Source organism: Aliiroseovarius crassostreae, from assembly GCF_049803815.1.
Taxonomy (GTDB): Bacteria; Pseudomonadota; Alphaproteobacteria; order Rhodobacterales; family Rhodobacteraceae; genus Aliiroseovarius; species Aliiroseovarius crassostreae_A.
On record NZ_JBNAGI010000001.1, the window covers coordinates 570,560 to 585,865 of the forward strand.

11 protein-coding genes are annotated in these 15,306 nt (G+C 60.2%); 2 read left to right on the plus strand and 9 right to left on the minus strand.

Annotation, left to right across the window (positions count from 1 at the left end):
• Positions 1-25 precede the first annotated feature (25 nt).
• Positions 26-1,381: an oxygen-independent coproporphyrinogen III oxidase gene (gene hemN, locus ACP15V_RS02810; protein ID WP_424942157.1), complete on the plus strand. Its 1,356-nt coding sequence runs from the start codon at positions 26-28 to the stop codon at positions 1,379-1,381.
• A gap of 259 nt (positions 1,382-1,640) precedes the next feature.
• Here hemN and ACP15V_RS02815 read toward each other — a convergent pair whose 3' ends face one another.
• From ACP15V_RS02815 to ACP15V_RS02850, 8 genes are all read right to left on the minus strand, one after another.
• The gene (locus ACP15V_RS02815; protein ID WP_424942158.1) at positions 1,641-2,573 is read right to left on the minus strand and encodes a 2-hydroxyacid dehydrogenase; all 933 of its coding nucleotides are present in this window, start codon (positions 2,571-2,573) and stop codon (positions 1,641-1,643) included.
• A gap of 32 nt (positions 2,574-2,605) precedes the next feature.
• Positions 2,606-3,754: a rod shape-determining protein RodA gene (gene rodA / locus ACP15V_RS02820; protein ID WP_424942159.1), complete on the minus strand. Its 1,149-nt coding sequence runs from the start codon at positions 3,752-3,754 to the stop codon at positions 2,606-2,608.
• Entirely contained in the window at positions 3,751-5,703 is a 1,953-nt protein-coding gene (gene mrdA / locus ACP15V_RS02825) for a penicillin-binding protein 2 (protein WP_424942160.1), read from the minus strand. Before mrdA ends, rodA begins: the two co-directional genes overlap by 4 nt.
• Positions 5,700-6,239 (minus strand): rod shape-determining protein MreD, encoded by a 540-nt coding sequence (locus ACP15V_RS02830; protein ID WP_424942161.1) that lies wholly within the window; start codon positions 6,237-6,239, stop codon positions 5,700-5,702. The genes mrdA and ACP15V_RS02830 overlap by 4 nt, the downstream gene beginning before the upstream one ends.
• Entirely contained in the window at positions 6,236-7,168 is a 933-nt protein-coding gene (mreC, locus tag ACP15V_RS02835; RefSeq protein WP_424942162.1) for a rod shape-determining protein MreC, read from the minus strand. The genes ACP15V_RS02830 and mreC overlap by 4 nt, the downstream gene beginning before the upstream one ends.
• Before the next feature lie 60 nt (positions 7,169-7,228).
• Positions 7,229-8,266, minus strand: a complete 1,038-nt coding sequence (locus ACP15V_RS02840) for a rod shape-determining protein (RefSeq protein WP_424942163.1) — start codon at positions 8,264-8,266, stop codon at positions 7,229-7,231.
• Between the two features lie 224 nt (positions 8,267-8,490).
• Positions 8,491-10,026 (minus strand): 2-isopropylmalate synthase, encoded by a 1,536-nt coding sequence (locus tag ACP15V_RS02845; RefSeq protein ID WP_424942164.1) that lies wholly within the window; start codon positions 10,024-10,026, stop codon positions 8,491-8,493.
• Between the two features lie 760 nt (positions 10,027-10,786).
• The gene (locus ACP15V_RS02850; RefSeq protein WP_424942165.1) at positions 10,787-12,271 is read right to left on the minus strand and encodes a 2-isopropylmalate synthase; all 1,485 of its coding nucleotides are present in this window, start codon (positions 12,269-12,271) and stop codon (positions 10,787-10,789) included.
• A 215-nt stretch (positions 12,272-12,486) separates the two neighbouring features.
• Between ACP15V_RS02850 and ACP15V_RS02855 the strand changes: the two genes are divergently transcribed.
• Positions 12,487-14,163, plus strand: coding sequence for an NAD+ synthase (locus tag ACP15V_RS02855; protein ID WP_424942166.1), 1,677 nt, complete (start codon positions 12,487-12,489; stop codon positions 14,161-14,163).
• A gap of 67 nt (positions 14,164-14,230) precedes the next feature.
• Here ACP15V_RS02855 and ACP15V_RS02860 read toward each other — a convergent pair whose 3' ends face one another.
• Positions 14,231-15,181, minus strand: coding sequence for an MBL fold metallo-hydrolase (locus ACP15V_RS02860; protein ID WP_424942167.1), 951 nt, complete (start codon positions 15,179-15,181; stop codon positions 14,231-14,233).
• Positions 15,182-15,306: the final 125 nt, after the last annotated feature.

Sequence of the window (15,306 nt, forward strand, 5' to 3'; positions counted from 1 at the left end):
GCGTTCTGCTGTACACGCTACTGGAATGCAGACACTTACGCAACTCAGACGCCTCGGACTTTTTGACGCTCGTGTACCCCGTTACACCAGCTATCCGACGGCCCCGCATTTCAAACCGGGCTTCGGCCCGGATGTCGTTGCCAATTGGATCAAAGCGATCCCCGCAGGCGACACGGTTTCCCTTTATGTTCACATCCCGTTTTGCCGACGGTTGTGCTGGTTCTGCGCGTGTCGCACCCAGGGCACGGCCACGGCGGAACCCGTGCGCGCCTATCTGGACACGCTGAAGCAGGAACTTGCCACCTTGAAGGGGCTGGTCGCACCGGGCGTGAAGCTGGAGCATCTGCATTGGGGCGGCGGCACGCCGACCCTGCTGCAGCCCGAGATGATCACCGAACTGACGGATGCAATTCTCGATACAATCCCGCTCGCGGACGGGGCGCAATTCTCGGTCGAGATTGACCCGTCAGAGGTGGACGGGGCGCGGTTGGATGCGCTGGCCGAGGCTGGCATGAACCGCGCCTCGATCGGGGTGCAGGATTTTGATCCGATGATCCAAGAGGTGATTGGCCGCCCGCAAAGCTATGAGATCACCAAAGAAACCGTGGATGGGTTGCGCGCGCGCGGCATCACCAGCCTGAACATGGATATCCTTTACGGCCTGCCGCATCAGAACACCGCGCGGATCACAGATTCGGTCGAGAAACTGATCAGCCTCGGCCCGGATCGCGTGGCACTGTTTGGCTATGCCCACGTGCCGTGGATGGCGCGGCGCCAGAACCTGATCCCGACCGACGCCCTGCCGACCCCTGAAGGGCGGCTGGAACTGTTCAACACCGCGCGTGATCTGTTCCTGGAACACGGCTATGACGAGATCGGCATCGACCATTTCGCCAAGCCGGAAGACGGGTTGGCGACGGCCCAGAAGGCGGGCACGATTCGGCGCAATTTCCAAGGCTACACCGAGGACAGCTCGAAGGTGCTGATCGGTGTGGGGGCGAGCTCGATTTCGCGCTATCCGCAGGGGTATGCGCAGAACGAACCGGCCACTTCCAAATACCAGGCCGCGGCGCGGGCGGGCACGCTGACCACCGCAAAAGGGCATGCGTTCACGCATGAGGATCTGGTGCGCGGGCGGATCATCGAACTGCTGCTGTGTGATTTCGAGGTTGATTTTGCACAAGTCGCGGAAGAGTTGAACGACGACACGGCGCGCCTGATCGGTTTGTCTGACGGGTTGGATGAAACGATGCCAGACACAATCACGTTCGACGGCACGCGCATGGTGATCCGCAAAGAGGCCTATCCGTTAGCCCGGATCATCGCGCGGTATTTCGACGCCTATGAAATGAACGAAGCCGGCCACAGCCAAGCGGTGTGACCCGGACAGCCTGCCTTCTTTATGGGCGCATCCCCGATGGGTGCGCCCATTTTTGTGGGAGGCTTTTGGGAATGCCGGCTTTGTAATGATGGGGAGACAGAGGATGACTTGCAGCAGGCGTTGCAGATTGTGCGCGCCTGATTAACAAAACCAGAAAACTAGTTTTCTAGTTTTCTAGTTTTCTAGTTTTCTAGTTTTCTAGTTTTCTAGTTTTCTAGTTTTCTTCGAAATGCGCGCGGGCACGCCCGTCAAGCCCTGTTCAATACCCGCGCGCTTTGTCGACCAAATGCAACAGCGGCTCTCCCGCCTCGGACCTGCGAATGTTTTCGGCAATCATCTGACTGGCGGTGTCCGGTCGCGTTTCTGATGCGATATGCGGGGTCACGGTCACATTTGGATGCGCCCAATAGGGGTGGTCTTTGGGCAAGGGTTCAACCCGGAACACATCCAGCGTGGCATGGCCCACCTGCCCCGTCTTCAGCGCGGTCAGCAGCGCCTCATCCTCAATCAGCGGTCCGCGCCCGGGGTTCAGGATCCGTGCCCCTTTGGGCAGACACGACAGGGTCTGGTCGTTCAAAAGGTTCTCCGTGGCAGGTGTGTTGGGCAGCAAAAGCACTAGGATCTCGGCCTGTTTCAGCACCTCTGCCAACCCGTCCGCGCCGTGATGGCAGGCGACATTCGGGATCAATTTGGGTGATCTGCTCCAGCCCAGCACCTGAAAGTTCAGCCGCGCCAAGGCCATTGCACAGGCCGACCCCAACGCGCCCAGACCCAGGATGGCCACAGTTCGGTCGCGCGCCAGGGGCGGCACATGCACCTGCCAGGCGCGATCCGTGCGGCAAATATCCTGATCCATATCAAGGTGATAGCGCAGCACATGGCCTGTGACCCATTCCACCATCCCCTCGGTCAGCCCCTCATCCACCATCCGCGTGTAAGGCTGGGTCAGGGTTGGGTTGGTGATGATGCTTTCCACCCCGGCCCAGAGCCCCAGCACAGCTTTGCAGCGGGTATAAGGCGTCAGGTCCGACAGGTTGCCCGACGGTGCATAGACGATGTAATCCACTTGATCCGGTGCAAACCCCTGGCGCAGATCCGCCTTGATCCCAACATCAGCAAAAGCGTTTAGCAAAGCCGGTTCATAGACGGGCCACATTGCATCGCGCCCGGCAAATAAGACGTTCACGCTCATGATTTATCCTCGCAAAATCCGATGGGTCGCGATCAACGTTTCTGCCGCGCCCGGTGCACATGGGCAGACTGCACCAGACCAAAGCCGATGAGAAGCACCAACATGGAGGATCCGCCATAGCTGACCATGGGCAGGGGCACGCCGACCACCGGCGCCATGCCCATCACCATCGACATGTTCACGGCAAAGAACAGGAAAAAGGTCACTGCGATGCCAAGGATCAGAAGCGAGGAGAACCGGTCCCGGTTCTGCACCGCCGAGATCACACAGAAGATCAGGATCAGCACGTAAAGACCCAACAGGCCCGCCCCGCCGAGAAACCCGAACTCCTCGGCCAGCGTGGTAAAGATGAAATCCGTGTGTTTTTCCGGCAGGAAGTTCAGCCGCGATTGCGTGCCCTGCATAAAGCCCCGCCCGGTCCAGCCGCCGGATCCCAGCGCAATTTTCGACTGGGTAATGTGGTAACCCGCCCCCAGCGGGTCGGTGGACGGATCCAGAAACGTGTCGATCCGGCGGTACTGGTAATCTTTCAAAAGCTGCCAGGGGGTGCCGCGGGACAGGAAGACCGAGGTCACAAGGCCAACCCCCGCCCCAATCACGGCGGCGAAATACCACAGGCTGACCCCCGCCAGAAACATCACCGCCCCCCCGCCGGTCACCAGCAGGATCGAGGTGCCAAGGTCGGGCTGTTTCAAAACCAGCATGGTGGGCAAGGCAATCAGAATGAGCGGCAACAACACCCATAGGGGCCGCGAGGTCTTGGTCACCGGCAGCCAGTCATAATAGGCCGCAAGGATCATGATCAGGCTGATCTTCATCAGCTCCGAGGGCTGCAACCGCATGAACCCAAGGTCAATCCAGCGCTGCGCGCCCATGCCGGTGGTGCCGATCAGCTCCACCAGCACCAAAAGCACCAACGCCACAAGATAGGACAACCCGGCCATATTGCGCCAGAACCAGATCGGCACCATGGCAATGACAAACATCATCCCCATCCCAAGCGCAAAGCGTTTCATCTGCGCCGCCGACCACGGGTCCAGCCGCCCCCCCGCCACGGAGTAGAGCATCATGAACCCCACCCCGGCCACGGCGGTCAGCAACAAGACCAGAAACCAGTTCAGGTAAAGGACTTTGCGCAGCCCGGTCGGCACGTATTTGACGTTATATTCGAGATAGCTCATGCGCGGCCGCTCCCGCCCACCCCGTCATCGGGCGGTAGGGTCATCATCTCTTCGATCTCTTCCTGACGAGACCGGATCGTGCCGCGTTGCGAGGCGGGATAGGCTTCCAGAGGTGGGGTGCCGCCGTAGAGCGTCTGCAACATCACATCGCGCGCAATCGGCGCGGCTGCCTTGGACCCGCCGCCGCCATGCTCCACCACCACGGACACCGCATATCGCGGGGCCTCGGTGGGGGCGTAGCAGACAAACAACGCGTGGTCGCGCCGCTCCCAGGGCAGGTCTTCGTTGCGGGTCACCCCGCGGGCGCGCTCCGCCTTGGTGATATTGCGCACCTGGCTGGTGCCGGTCTTGCCCGCCATGCGATAGTCATCGCCGGTGATTTTCGACCGCCCCGCCGTGCCACGCCGCGCGTTGACCACATCATACATGCCCTTGCGGATCGCCTCGATGCTGGACGAGGAAATGCCCAGCGGTTCCTGTTCGGCAATCGGTTTTTCCACCCCGTTGATCGCATGGACCAGCCGGGGTTCCACCATCCGCCCGGTGGCAATCCGCGCGGTCATCACCGCAAGTTGCAACGGAGAGGCCAGCACAAAGCCCTGCCCGATCCCGGCATTCAGGCTGTCCCCCACCACCCAGTCGGCACCCCGGTTTTCCCGCTTCCACGCCTTGGTTGGGATAAGCCCCTGCGCCACGGCAGACAGCGGCAGATCATGTTTGATGCCCAGGCCCAGACGCCGGGCCATGGCGGCGATCTTGTCAATTCCGACCCGTTGGGCGATCTCGTAATAATAGATGTCACAGCTCTGCTCGAGGCTCTTGCCCAGATCCACCTTGCCGTGACCCGCCCGTTTCCAGCAGTGGAAGTTGCGGTTGTAGACCTTAACCTTGCCCCTGCAGGTCACGGTTTCATTCACGTCGATCACCCCGTCTTCCAAAGCGGCCAGCGCCGTGACCATCTTGAAGGTCGATCCGGGCGGATAGGTGCCCTGTGCCGGTTTGGCCGCCAGCGGGCGATAGGGATCTTCCAATAGCGCCTTGTAATCGGACGAGGAAATGCCGTGCACAAACTTGTTGGCGTCAAAGGTCGGGGCCGATCCCAGCGCCAGAATGTCACCGGTTTCCGTGTCCATCACCACGGCGGCAGCACTTTCGCCTGCCAGGCGCGCCTGCACGTAAGATTGCAGATTGGCGTCGATGGTCAGCTGCACATCATCGCCGGAAATGCCTTCTTCCCGGGTCAGCTCCCGCATCACCCGGCCCAGGGCGTTCACCTCAACCTGGCGCGACCCGGCAGAGCCCCGCAGGTTTTTCTCCATCTTTGCTTCCACCCCGGATTTACCGATCTGAAAGCGCGGGATTTGCAACAGGGGATCGGGGTCTTCCAGCTTGGACAGGTCATAATCCGATACCGGGCCGACATAGCCCAGGATATGGGCGAAATCGCCTTGTTGGGGGTAGATGCGCGACAGGCCGACCTCGGGGGTGACGCCGGGCAGCGCGGGCGTGTTCACCGCCACTTCCGCCACATCTTCCCAACTGGCGCGGTCCACCACGGTCACCGGCACAAAGGGGCTGCGGCGGTTCATTTCCTTCAACGCCGCGGCAATGTCTTCTTCGCTGAGCCAGACAATCTTGGACAGGTGGCGCAAAACGGCCTCGGGATCATCGGCATCTTCGCGCACCATGACGATGCGATAGTTCTGTTCATTCCCAGCAATCAGCACACCATTGCGGTCATGGACCTGCCCGCGCGACGGCGGGATCAGGCGAATATTGATGCGGTTTTCTTCGGCCAGCAGGCGGTATTCTTCCCCCTGATCGACCTGCATGAACCGCATCCGTCCGACCAGAAGCGCCGCAAAAGACACCTGCAAACCGCCCACAAATAGGCCGCGCCGGGTGATGGTCCGGCTGCTTTTGTCCTGATCTGTTGGCGTGCGCTTCATGCGTAATGCCCCGATATCTCATCTTCACCCGGCTGCAATTTGCGTATGCCGAACACGTAAACCGTGACCAGCGCGGCAAATGGATAGGCGGCGATGGTGGCCACCAGAAAGAGTGTGGCACGCCCCAGGCTAACCTGGTCCACCAGGAAAAGCCCCATCAGCAATCTTTGGCCCAGAAGCATCGCCAGCAATGTGCCCGCAACAATACCATATTCCACCAAAAAAGGCTGTTCGCGCAGGCCCGGTTCGCGGCGGCGCAGGAACTCGGTCCCCAAAACCACCATCAACGCCCAGACCCCGGGCGTGTTCAGAAGCAGCATATCGGCAAAGAAAAACAGCACGGCAATCAGGAACACCGGCGCATAATCCGGGCGGCGCACCACCCAGGCCATGACCAGCACCAGCAAAAGATCGGGGCCGGGAAAGCGCCCTGCCCCAAGGTCCAGCGGCAGGATCCGTGTGAAGAGCACAAACACCGCCACCGCCACCAGAACCGCGCGATAGACCCAACGAGAAAGCGTGATCCGGTCGATCATTGACCCGCCTCCGACGCCTGACCTTCTGTGGTGTCCTGCTGCAGCAACTCTTCAACCGGCGGGGTGGTTGGGGTTGTAACAATCAGCGCCCCGCTGTCCACCACCTGTTCACCCGGATGGCTGCGCAGAACCCGCAGAAACTCCAGCCGTTCGTAATCGGCCGAGAGGCGCACGCGCAGGCGACGATCCGCCCCCATCGCCACATGGCCCACCAAGAGACCCGCCGGAAAGACACCGCCATCGCCAGATGAAATCACCCGGTCGCCGGGGCGCACTTTTTCCGGGTTCTCCAGAAACTGCAGCGGTGGCGCGGCGGTGTTGTCACCTTCCAGCAGAGCGGTTTGCCCGGACGGTTGCACCGTGATCGGAATGCGCGAGTTGCTGTCGGTCAAAAGCACTACGCGGCTGGTCTGATTGCCCACGCCCGAGATACGGCCAACAAGCCCCAGCCCGTCGGTCGCGGCCCAGCCATCCACAATCCCGTCACGCTTGCCCACGTTCAAAAGCACCGATTGCCGGAAGGGTGACCCGCTATCCGCCAGCACCACGCCTGTCACAAAGGACAGTTGCGCATCGAGCCGCACATTGTTGAGATTCAAAAGCTGCGCGTTTTCCTGTTCAAGCTGAAGTGCGGCTTCCTTCCAGGCCTTCATCTGACGCAATTCGCGACGAAGCTCTTGGTTTTGTTCGTAAATCCGACTGTAACTTTGGAAATCCTCGACCATGCCCACAAGCGATGTGACCGGCACCAGCGCCCATTCAAAGCTGGGCACCACCCGGTCAATCAGCTGGGCGCGGAACCGTTCCACGCGCGGGCTGTCAATGCGCCAGACCAGAAAGACAAGGAATAGGCACAGCACAAGGATGCCCACGAAGAGCCGCCGGAGCGGCGCCACGTAATCCACGTTTTGCTGTTTGTTTCCCGCCAATGGGGCCTCCCGTCACGAATGTTGTGAAACGATTGGCTATCTTATCGCGTCAAACCGCGATCAGCTGTCATAGTCGATCACGTGGCGCAATTGCTTTTCAAATTCCAGCGCCTTGCCGGTGCCAAGTGCCACGCAATTCAGGCTTTCATCCGCCACGGAAATTGACAGGCCGGTCTGTTCGCGCAGGGCCAGATCCAATTCTCCCAGCAGCGCACCACCCCCGGTCAGCATGACGCCCCGGTCCACGATATCAGCCGCCAGGTCGGGCGGGGTGGCCTCCAGCGCGGTCATCACCGCTTCGCAAATCTGCTGCACCGGTTCGGCCAGCGCTTCGGCAACCTGCGCCTGGTTGATCTCGGTCTCTTTCGGCACACCGTTCAGAAGGTCGCGGCCGCGGATTTGCAAGCTGGCGCCACGCCCGTCATCGGGCATCCGGGCGGTGCCAATCTCGGTCTTGATGCGTTCGGCGGTTGCCTCACCCACCAGAATGTTCTGGTTGCGGCGCAGATAGGAAATGATCGCATCATCCATCCGGTCGCCGCCCACGCGCACCGAGCGCGCGTAGACGATGTCGCCCAGCGACAGAACCGCCACCTCGGTGGTGCCGCCGCCAATGTCCACAACCATGTTGCCGGTCGGGTCGGTGATCGGCATGCCCGCGCCAATCGCGGCCGCAATCGGTTCGGCCACAAGGCCGGCCCGGCGCGCACCGGCCGACAGAACCGACTGACGAATCGCGCGTTTTTCCACCGGGGTGGCACCATGGGGCACACAGACGATGATTTTCGGTTTCGAGAAAGTGGTGCGTTTGTGGACCTTGCGGATGAAGTGTTTGATCATCTCTTCCGCACTGTCAAAATCGGCAATCACCCCTTCGCGCATCGGGCGGATCGCGTCGATCGAACCGGGGGTCCGGCCCAGCATCAGCTTGGCATCTTCGCCCACCGCCAGCACTTTTTTCACGCCATCCTTGACGTGATAGGCGACCACCGAGGGTTCGTTCAAAATGACGCCTTTGCCTTTGACATAGACCAGCGTGTTCGCCGTTCCCAAGTCAATGGCCATATCCGATGAAAACAATCCCGCGAAACCCGCCATGTGATGCCAACCCTCATGCAAAATCAAAATGGTCCGCGACTCCCCCGGGGTGCAGACCTAAGCGTTATAAGCGCCGCGGGTCTTTGGTGAAACCCCTAAAGACCCGGCCTTGGCAGCTTCTCGCCACCTTCTTTTCGGTACTTGGATTTTTGCGATGTTGGCATGAAAAAAGAGCCGCCTTTTCGTGGCGGCTCTTGCAGTTTTTCAATGTTCGCTACGAAAGCTCAGACCGCCTCGGGTTTGGTCTTTTCGCGGCGCACCAACAGGTTGTTGAGCGCATTGACATAGGCCTTGGCCGAGGCAACCACCGTATCGGTATGCGCCGACTGGCCGGTGACGATCTTGCCGTTCTCTTCCATTCGCACGGTCACGGTGGCCTGCGCGTCAGTGCCTTCGGTCACGGCGTGCACCTGGTAAAGCTTCAGCTTGGCCTCATGCGGGAACATCATCTTGATCGCGTTGAAGGTCGCATCCACCGGGCCGTCCCCCTGTGCGGTGACCTGCTTGTCGACCCCGTCGATCTCCATCGTCAGGTCGGCCGATTGCGGCGCTTCGGTGCCACAGATCACACGCAGGAATTTCACCTGAAGGCGGTCGTTCCGCGCATCGGTTCCGTCGGTCATCAGCGCGATAATGTCCTCGTCAAACACCTCTTTCTTGGTGTCGGCCAGATCTTTGAAACGCACAAACACGTCTTTCAACTGATTGTCACCCACGTCAAAGCCAAGGTCGTTCAGCTTTGCCTTCAACGCCGCCCGGCCCGAATGTTTGCCCAGCGGCAGCGAGGTGCCAGCAAGGCCGATATCTTCGGGGCGCATAATCTCGAAGTTTTCCGGGTTCTTCAGCATCCCGTCCTGATGAATGCCGCTTTCATGGGCAAAGGCATTCTTACCGACGATCGCCTTGTTGAACTGCACCGAAAAGCCAGACACCTGCGCCACGCGACGCGAGATGTTCATGATCTTGGTGGTGTCGATCTGGGTCGAATAGGGCATGATGTCATTGCGCACTTTCATCGCCATGACCACCTCTTCCAATGCGGTGTTGCCCGCGCGCTCGCCCAGCCCGTTGATGGTGCATTCGATCTGGCGCGCCCCGGCTTCGACTGCGGCCAAAGAGTTCGCGGTGGCCATGCCCAGATCGTTGTGACAATGGGTGGCAAAGATGATCTCATCCGCGCCGGGCACCTTCTCGATCAACATGCGAATGAGGTCGGCACTTTCGCGCGGCGCGGTGTATCCCACCGTGTCGGGGATGTTGATGGTGGTGGCCCCCGCCTTGATCGCAATTTCGATCACACGGCACAGGTAATCATGCTCGGTCCGCGTGGCATCCATTGGCGACCATTGCACGTCATCGACGAGGTTGCGCGCATGGCTGACGGTTTCATGGATCAGATCGGCCATCTCGTCTTGGGTCAGGTTCGGGATCGCACGGTGCAGCGGCGAGGTGCCGATAAAAGTGTGGATGCGCGGTTTGGCGGCCTGACGCACGGCTTCGGCACAGCGGTCGATATCCTTGAAATTGGCGCGCGACAGCCCGCAGATGGTCGAATTTTTCGACCGCTGGGCAATCTCGGACACGGCGGCGAAATCGCCTTCCGAGGCAATCGGGAAACCCGCTTCGATGATATCGACGCCCATCTCGTCCAGCATCTCGGCAATCTCGAGCTTTTCGTCATGGGTCATGGTCGCGCCGGGCGATTGCTCGCCATCGCGGAGCGTGGTGTCAAAGATCAATACGTGATCGGATGTGGTCATGGTCTCGGTCTCTTCGTCTGAATAGGCGTATCTCTGTGATTTGGCCTATGAATGCGCGGGCGTTGCCCGTGAATTATCCCGGTTTGTGGCGAATTACCAGTTTCACGACCATGAAAAGGCGGTGAAAATACGATTGGCGTCAGGGCCTGTTGGAACCGGGATGGGGATATGGGGCGCGGTCAGTCTTATCCTCTGAGCGGACGCGCCGAAATGGCACGCTCAGAGGCGTGATAGCAGCAGAAGACCAGCCAGCGCGAAGGGCGCCGGGGAAGAAGCCGAAACGGCAATATGTGTCTGCGTAACCATGCGGGTGACTATAGGGCAGATTTTCGCAAGGGAAAGGGGTTTTTTTCTAAGAAGGGTTTGAAAGCGGATATCTCATCCTATTCCAGGTGCGAAAAATGGAATCAGGGGCGGTGTCCGCTTCGCTTCACCGCGCTCATGGTGGCTCACGTTGTGAGCCTGCTTTTTATCTGGGCGCCACTGCGTGTCGCAATGGGGGCTTTGCCCCCGCCCCACCCTTCGGGCGTGGTCTCCCCCAGGATATTGAAAACCAGAAAAGGAGGAACCGCCCCTTCTTTATTTCCTGGTCATAAATATCCCGGGGTGAGAGCGAAGCTCGAGGGGCAGCGCCCCTCACTCGCGACGCGCAGCGGCGCAAATGCCGAGCGAAGCGAGGCCACCCCCAAGCCAGAGCAAGCCCCGAAGGGGCGTGGCGCTGGCGCGGGAGGTTTGCTGGATAGGCGGATCTTGGTTGAGATCAGTTCGCAGCTGCATCTGAAGCGGCGGGGGCTGCCGTTTGATCTTCTGTCTGCGCTGCAGCATCGGGGGGCTGTGTTTCCGGTCGCTGCACACTGCCTTGCAGGAAATCTTCTTCCCAGATGCCGTCTTCGCGGGTGCCATCGGCGCGGATCACAGCCCCTTTGCCGTGGCGTTTGCCATCTTCAAACCCGCCTTCATAGCGATCACCATTGGCGTAGGTGGCCACGCCTTGCCCGTGAAACCTCCCGGCGCGCCACTCGCCTTCATAGGTAAACCCGTCCGGCGTTTTCAAAACGCCTTTGCCTTCACGCAGGCCCGCGAAGAAGCTGCCCTGGTAGGTGCTGCCATCCGCGAGCGTCGACTGCCCTTCGCCCTGTGGTTTGCCAGCCTGCCATTCGCCGGTGTAACTGGCACCATCCGCCGTGGTCAGCGTGCCGGTCCCCTCGTAGAGCGCGTTGACGAACTCTCCGTCATAAACGGCACCGCTGGCATAGCGCGCGACCCCTTTGCCCTCGATCACACCTGCCACCCAATCCCCGTCATAAGAACTGTTGTCGGGATAACGGATCATGCCCTTGCCATCGGCCAACCCCGCACGAAACTGGCCTTGGTAAACAGATCCATCGGGATAGGTGACAACGCCCTGCCCTTCGATCACGCCCGCCTGCCAGTCGCCTTCGTATTTATAGCCATCGGCGCCGGTGAACGTGCCTTTGCCATGGCGTTTATCCTCAGCAAAATCGCCTTCATAGGTGTCGCCATTTGCGTAGGTTACTTTGCCTTTTCCTTCGCGCGCCCCCGCGTTGAACGGACCTTCATAGATGTCACCATTGACCTGGGTCAGCTTGCCCACCCCATGCATCTGCCCCTTGGACCAACTGCCTTCGTAGACCATCCCGTCGCCTGCGGTCAGCTTGCCTTCGCCGTCCCGCTCGTCATCGCGCATACCACCTTCGTAAACCGACCCGTCTGGATAGGTCGCGACACCACGCCCGGTTTTCACACCGACAACCCAGTCACCTTCGTAAACATAGCCGTTCGGGCTTTCCATCCGCCCCTTGCCGTGATGCAGCGCATTGCGAAAGCCGCCTTCGTATTTCACCCCATTGGCATAAATCGCAAGGCCCGATCCGTTGATCTTGCCATCCACCCAATCGCCTTCATAGGTGCCACCATCGGCAAAGGTGATGCGGCCAAACCCTTCCGGCTTGCCCTTTGCAAAATTGCCTTCGTAGACCGATCCGTTGGGAAAGCGCGCAACCCCCTGGCCGACGATCTCGCCCTCGACAAATTCGCCCGTGTATTCATAGCCCGACGGCAGGCGATAGGTGCCCATGCCATGTTGCAGCCCGCCCTTGAAGGTGCCTTCATACACAGCGCCGTCTTCGTATTGCTTGACCTCGACATCCTGCGCCACAGCGGCACTGTTTGCCGCCAAGGCCAATACGCCCGTCATCGCCGTTGCACAAAGAAGGTTCCGCATCCCCAGCCCTTTCATGGTCCCAAGCCGTTCAAAAGAAAGGCAAGATCGCGCCGGATGGTGCCCGGTGCGTTTCGCGCAATGGTAAAGGAGCACCGATGACGGGGCAATGCCCCCCCGCCCGACTTACGCCGCTTTTCCCTGCCGGGGCTTCCCCTTCGGCGAAATACTGCTACATCTGTGCCGAAAGACACAATTTACGGCAAAGAAGACGCGCGATGAGTGAGAAGTTCCGCCAGCCTAAATTCCGCCTGACCCTGGCCCAGCTGAACCCAACCGTGGGGGCAATTGCCGCCAATGCGGACAAGGCGCGCGCCGCCTGGGCTGCTGCAAAAAAAGCGGGCAGCCAGATGGTTGCCCTGCCCGAAGCCTTCATCACCGGCTATCAGACCCAGGACCTGGTCATGCGCCCGCAGTTTCATCAAGATGCGATGGAGGCCGTGGAAGCCCTGGCGCGCGACTGTGCCGATGGTCCGGCCATTGGGATTGGCGCGCCCTATCATGACGGGCGCAACCTGTTTAACGCCTGGTGGGTTTTGGAAGGTGGCGAGGTAAAAGCCCGCGTGCTGAAGCAACGCCTGCCCAATGAAACCGTGTTTGACGAAGTGCGCCATTTCACCTCTGCCAACCCGCAAGGCCCCTACTCCATTGGCCCACTGCGCATTGGCACACCGATCTGCGAAGATGCCTGGCACGCGGATGATGTCTGCGAAACGCTGGCGGAAAGCGGGGCAGAGTTCCTGTTGATCCCCAACGGGTCGCCCTATTACCGCAACAAATACGACGTGCGGCTTAATCACATGGTCGGACGCGTGGTCGAAACCGGCCTGCCGCTGATTTACCTCAACATGGTGGGCGGTCAGGATGATCAGGTGTTTGACGGAGGCAGTTTTGCGCTGAACCCCGGTGGCGAGCTTGCCCTGCGCATGGCGGTTTTCGACGAAGAGATCCGCCATATCGACCTGACCAACACCGACGATGGGTGGCGCATTACGGCAGGCGAAGTTGCCCCTCAGCCCGATGAATGGGAACAGGATTACCGCGCCATGGTCGAGAGTTTGCGCGACTATATGGGCAAGACCGGCTTCAAAAAGGTGCTGCTGGGCCTCTCTGGCGGGATCGACAGTGCGATTGTCGCGACCATTGCGGCGGATGCTTTGGGACCGGAAAATGTGCGCTGCGTGATGCTGCCGTCTGAATACACCTCGCAAGGGTCATTGGATGACGCCAAGGACATCGCCCAGCGCCTTGGTTGCCAGTATGATTTTGTGCCGATCAAGGAAGGGCGCGACGCGATCACCAACACGCTGGCGCCGTTTTTTGAGGGGACAGAACCCGACGTGACCGAGGAAAACATCCAGTCCCGCCTGCGTGGGCTTTTGTTGATGGCGCTCTCGAACAAGACCGGGGCGATGCTTTTGACCACCGGCAACAAATCCGAAGTCGCCGTTGGGTATGCGACGATTTATGGTGATATGTCAGGCGGTTACAACCCAATCAAGGACCTTTACAAAACCCGCGTCTTTGAACAATGCCGCTGGCGCAACGCCAATCACCGACCGTGGATGAAGGCCCCGGCGGGCGAGGTGATCCCCGTTTCGATCATCGACAAACCGCCCTCTGCCGAACTGCGCCCCGACCAGAAGGACGAGGACAGCCTGCCGCCCTATGACGTGCTCGACGCGATCCTGATCGGGCTGGTGGATGAAGCAAAATCCGTGGCCGAGCTGGTTGCTGCAGGATTTGACCGGGCGACCGTCAAGAAGGTGGAGCACCTGATATACATCAGCGAATACAAACGGTTCCAGTCCGCACCGGGCACCCGTCTCACCAAAGGCGCGTTCTGGCTGGATCGCCGCTATCCGATTGTGAGCCGCTGGCGGGATATGAGCTAAGGCGCACCTCCTCCCGCAATACCACCAAATAATCCTGGCCCGGCGCTTAAAAACTCCGGGCCGGTGCTTATCCCATGATCAGCTGATAACTGTGCGGGACATAGTGAAACCCGCCGTTACGTTCCTCGACATATCCAAGCGCCGGGAAGGGCATGTGATAGCCGATGAACGGCATCTTCTCGGCGGCCATCATCGACAGCAGATCGCGGCGCGTGGCCGCGGCCGCCGCCTTGTCCATATCGAACTTAACTTCCCAATCAGGATGGGCCAGCGACCAGACATAATGGTTGGCAAAATCCGCCGCAATCAACAGCGACTGACCGCCGCTGTCCAGCCGATAGGTCATATGGCCGGGCGTATGGCCAAAGGCCGCAACCGCCTCGATGCCCGAAACAACTGCGTCGCCCGGGTTGATCATGCTCATCTGGTCGGCCAAAGGGGCGACACCCTGATCGAACCGCTCATTGCCCGCCTTGGCCCAGTGGTCGTATTCCGTGGCCCCGGTCACATAACGCGCATTGGGGAAGGTGGCCCCACCGGCGGCCATCAATCCGCCGATATGGTCGGGGTGCATGTGGGTGATCACCACCACGTCCACCTGGTCCGGCGCATAGCCCGCCGCCCCCACTGCCGCGACAATCCCCTCCGGGTTCAGACCGGTGTCAAACAACACCAGCTCCGCCCCGGTGTTGACCAGCGTCGGTGTAAAGAAAAACTGCGCGGCATCACTGGGAATATGCGCCGCCGTTGAGGCCGCCGCAAACTCTTCGGCCCCCACATTCATGCCAAAAATCGACTGCGGATCACCCACAGTGCGCATCCCGGCCAGCAAGGTGATCACTTCGAACTCTCCCAGTTGAAAGCGGCGGTGGTCGATGGTGGCAATCGGGATTTGTGGTGCCTTGGCCTGCACCGGACCAGCAGGCAGCGCGGCAAAAGGCGCGGCACCCGCCGCCATCAGCAGATGACGACGGGACAAGGTCGGGGTGGGGCGAAGATCTGTGATCATACGAGGCATGGAAATCTCCCTTCTGACTGGACCGGTTGGACCGGTTCGGTCATGGTTTGGCGAAAATGAATGCAGCCACTATACTCGATCCAGACCCGGTTTCGGCGGGTGTCACGCAGTTTTGAAAGGGATCC

Coding starts and splice junctions, on each gene's coding strand:
- hemN (WP_424942157.1), top strand. CDS start 26: ATGCAGACACTTACGCAACTCAGACGCCTCGGACTTTTTGACGCTCGT.
- ACP15V_RS02815 (WP_424942158.1), bottom strand. CDS start 2,573: ATGAGCGTGAACGTCTTATTTGCCGGGCGCGATGCAATGTGGCCCGTC.
- rodA (WP_424942159.1), bottom strand. CDS start 3,754: ATGAGCTATCTCGAATATAACGTCAAATACGTGCCGACCGGGCTGCGC.
- mrdA (WP_424942160.1), bottom strand. CDS start 5,703: ATGAAGCGCACGCCAACAGATCAGGACAAAAGCAGCCGGACCATCACC.
- ACP15V_RS02830 (WP_424942161.1), bottom strand. CDS start 6,239: ATGATCGACCGGATCACGCTTTCTCGTTGGGTCTATCGCGCGGTTCTG.
- ACP15V_RS02840 (WP_424942163.1), bottom strand. CDS start 8,266: ATGGCGGGTTTCGCGGGATTGTTTTCATCGGATATGGCCATTGACTTG.
- ACP15V_RS02845 (WP_424942164.1), bottom strand. CDS start 10,026: ATGACCACATCCGATCACGTATTGATCTTTGACACCACGCTCCGCGAT.
- ACP15V_RS02850 (WP_424942165.1), bottom strand. CDS start 12,271: ATGCGGAACCTTCTTTGTGCAACGGCGATGACGGGCGTATTGGCCTTG.
- ACP15V_RS02855 (WP_424942166.1), top strand. CDS start 12,487: ATGAGTGAGAAGTTCCGCCAGCCTAAATTCCGCCTGACCCTGGCCCAG.
- ACP15V_RS02860 (WP_424942167.1), bottom strand. CDS start 15,181: ATGCCTCGTATGATCACAGATCTTCGCCCCACCCCGACCTTGTCCCGT.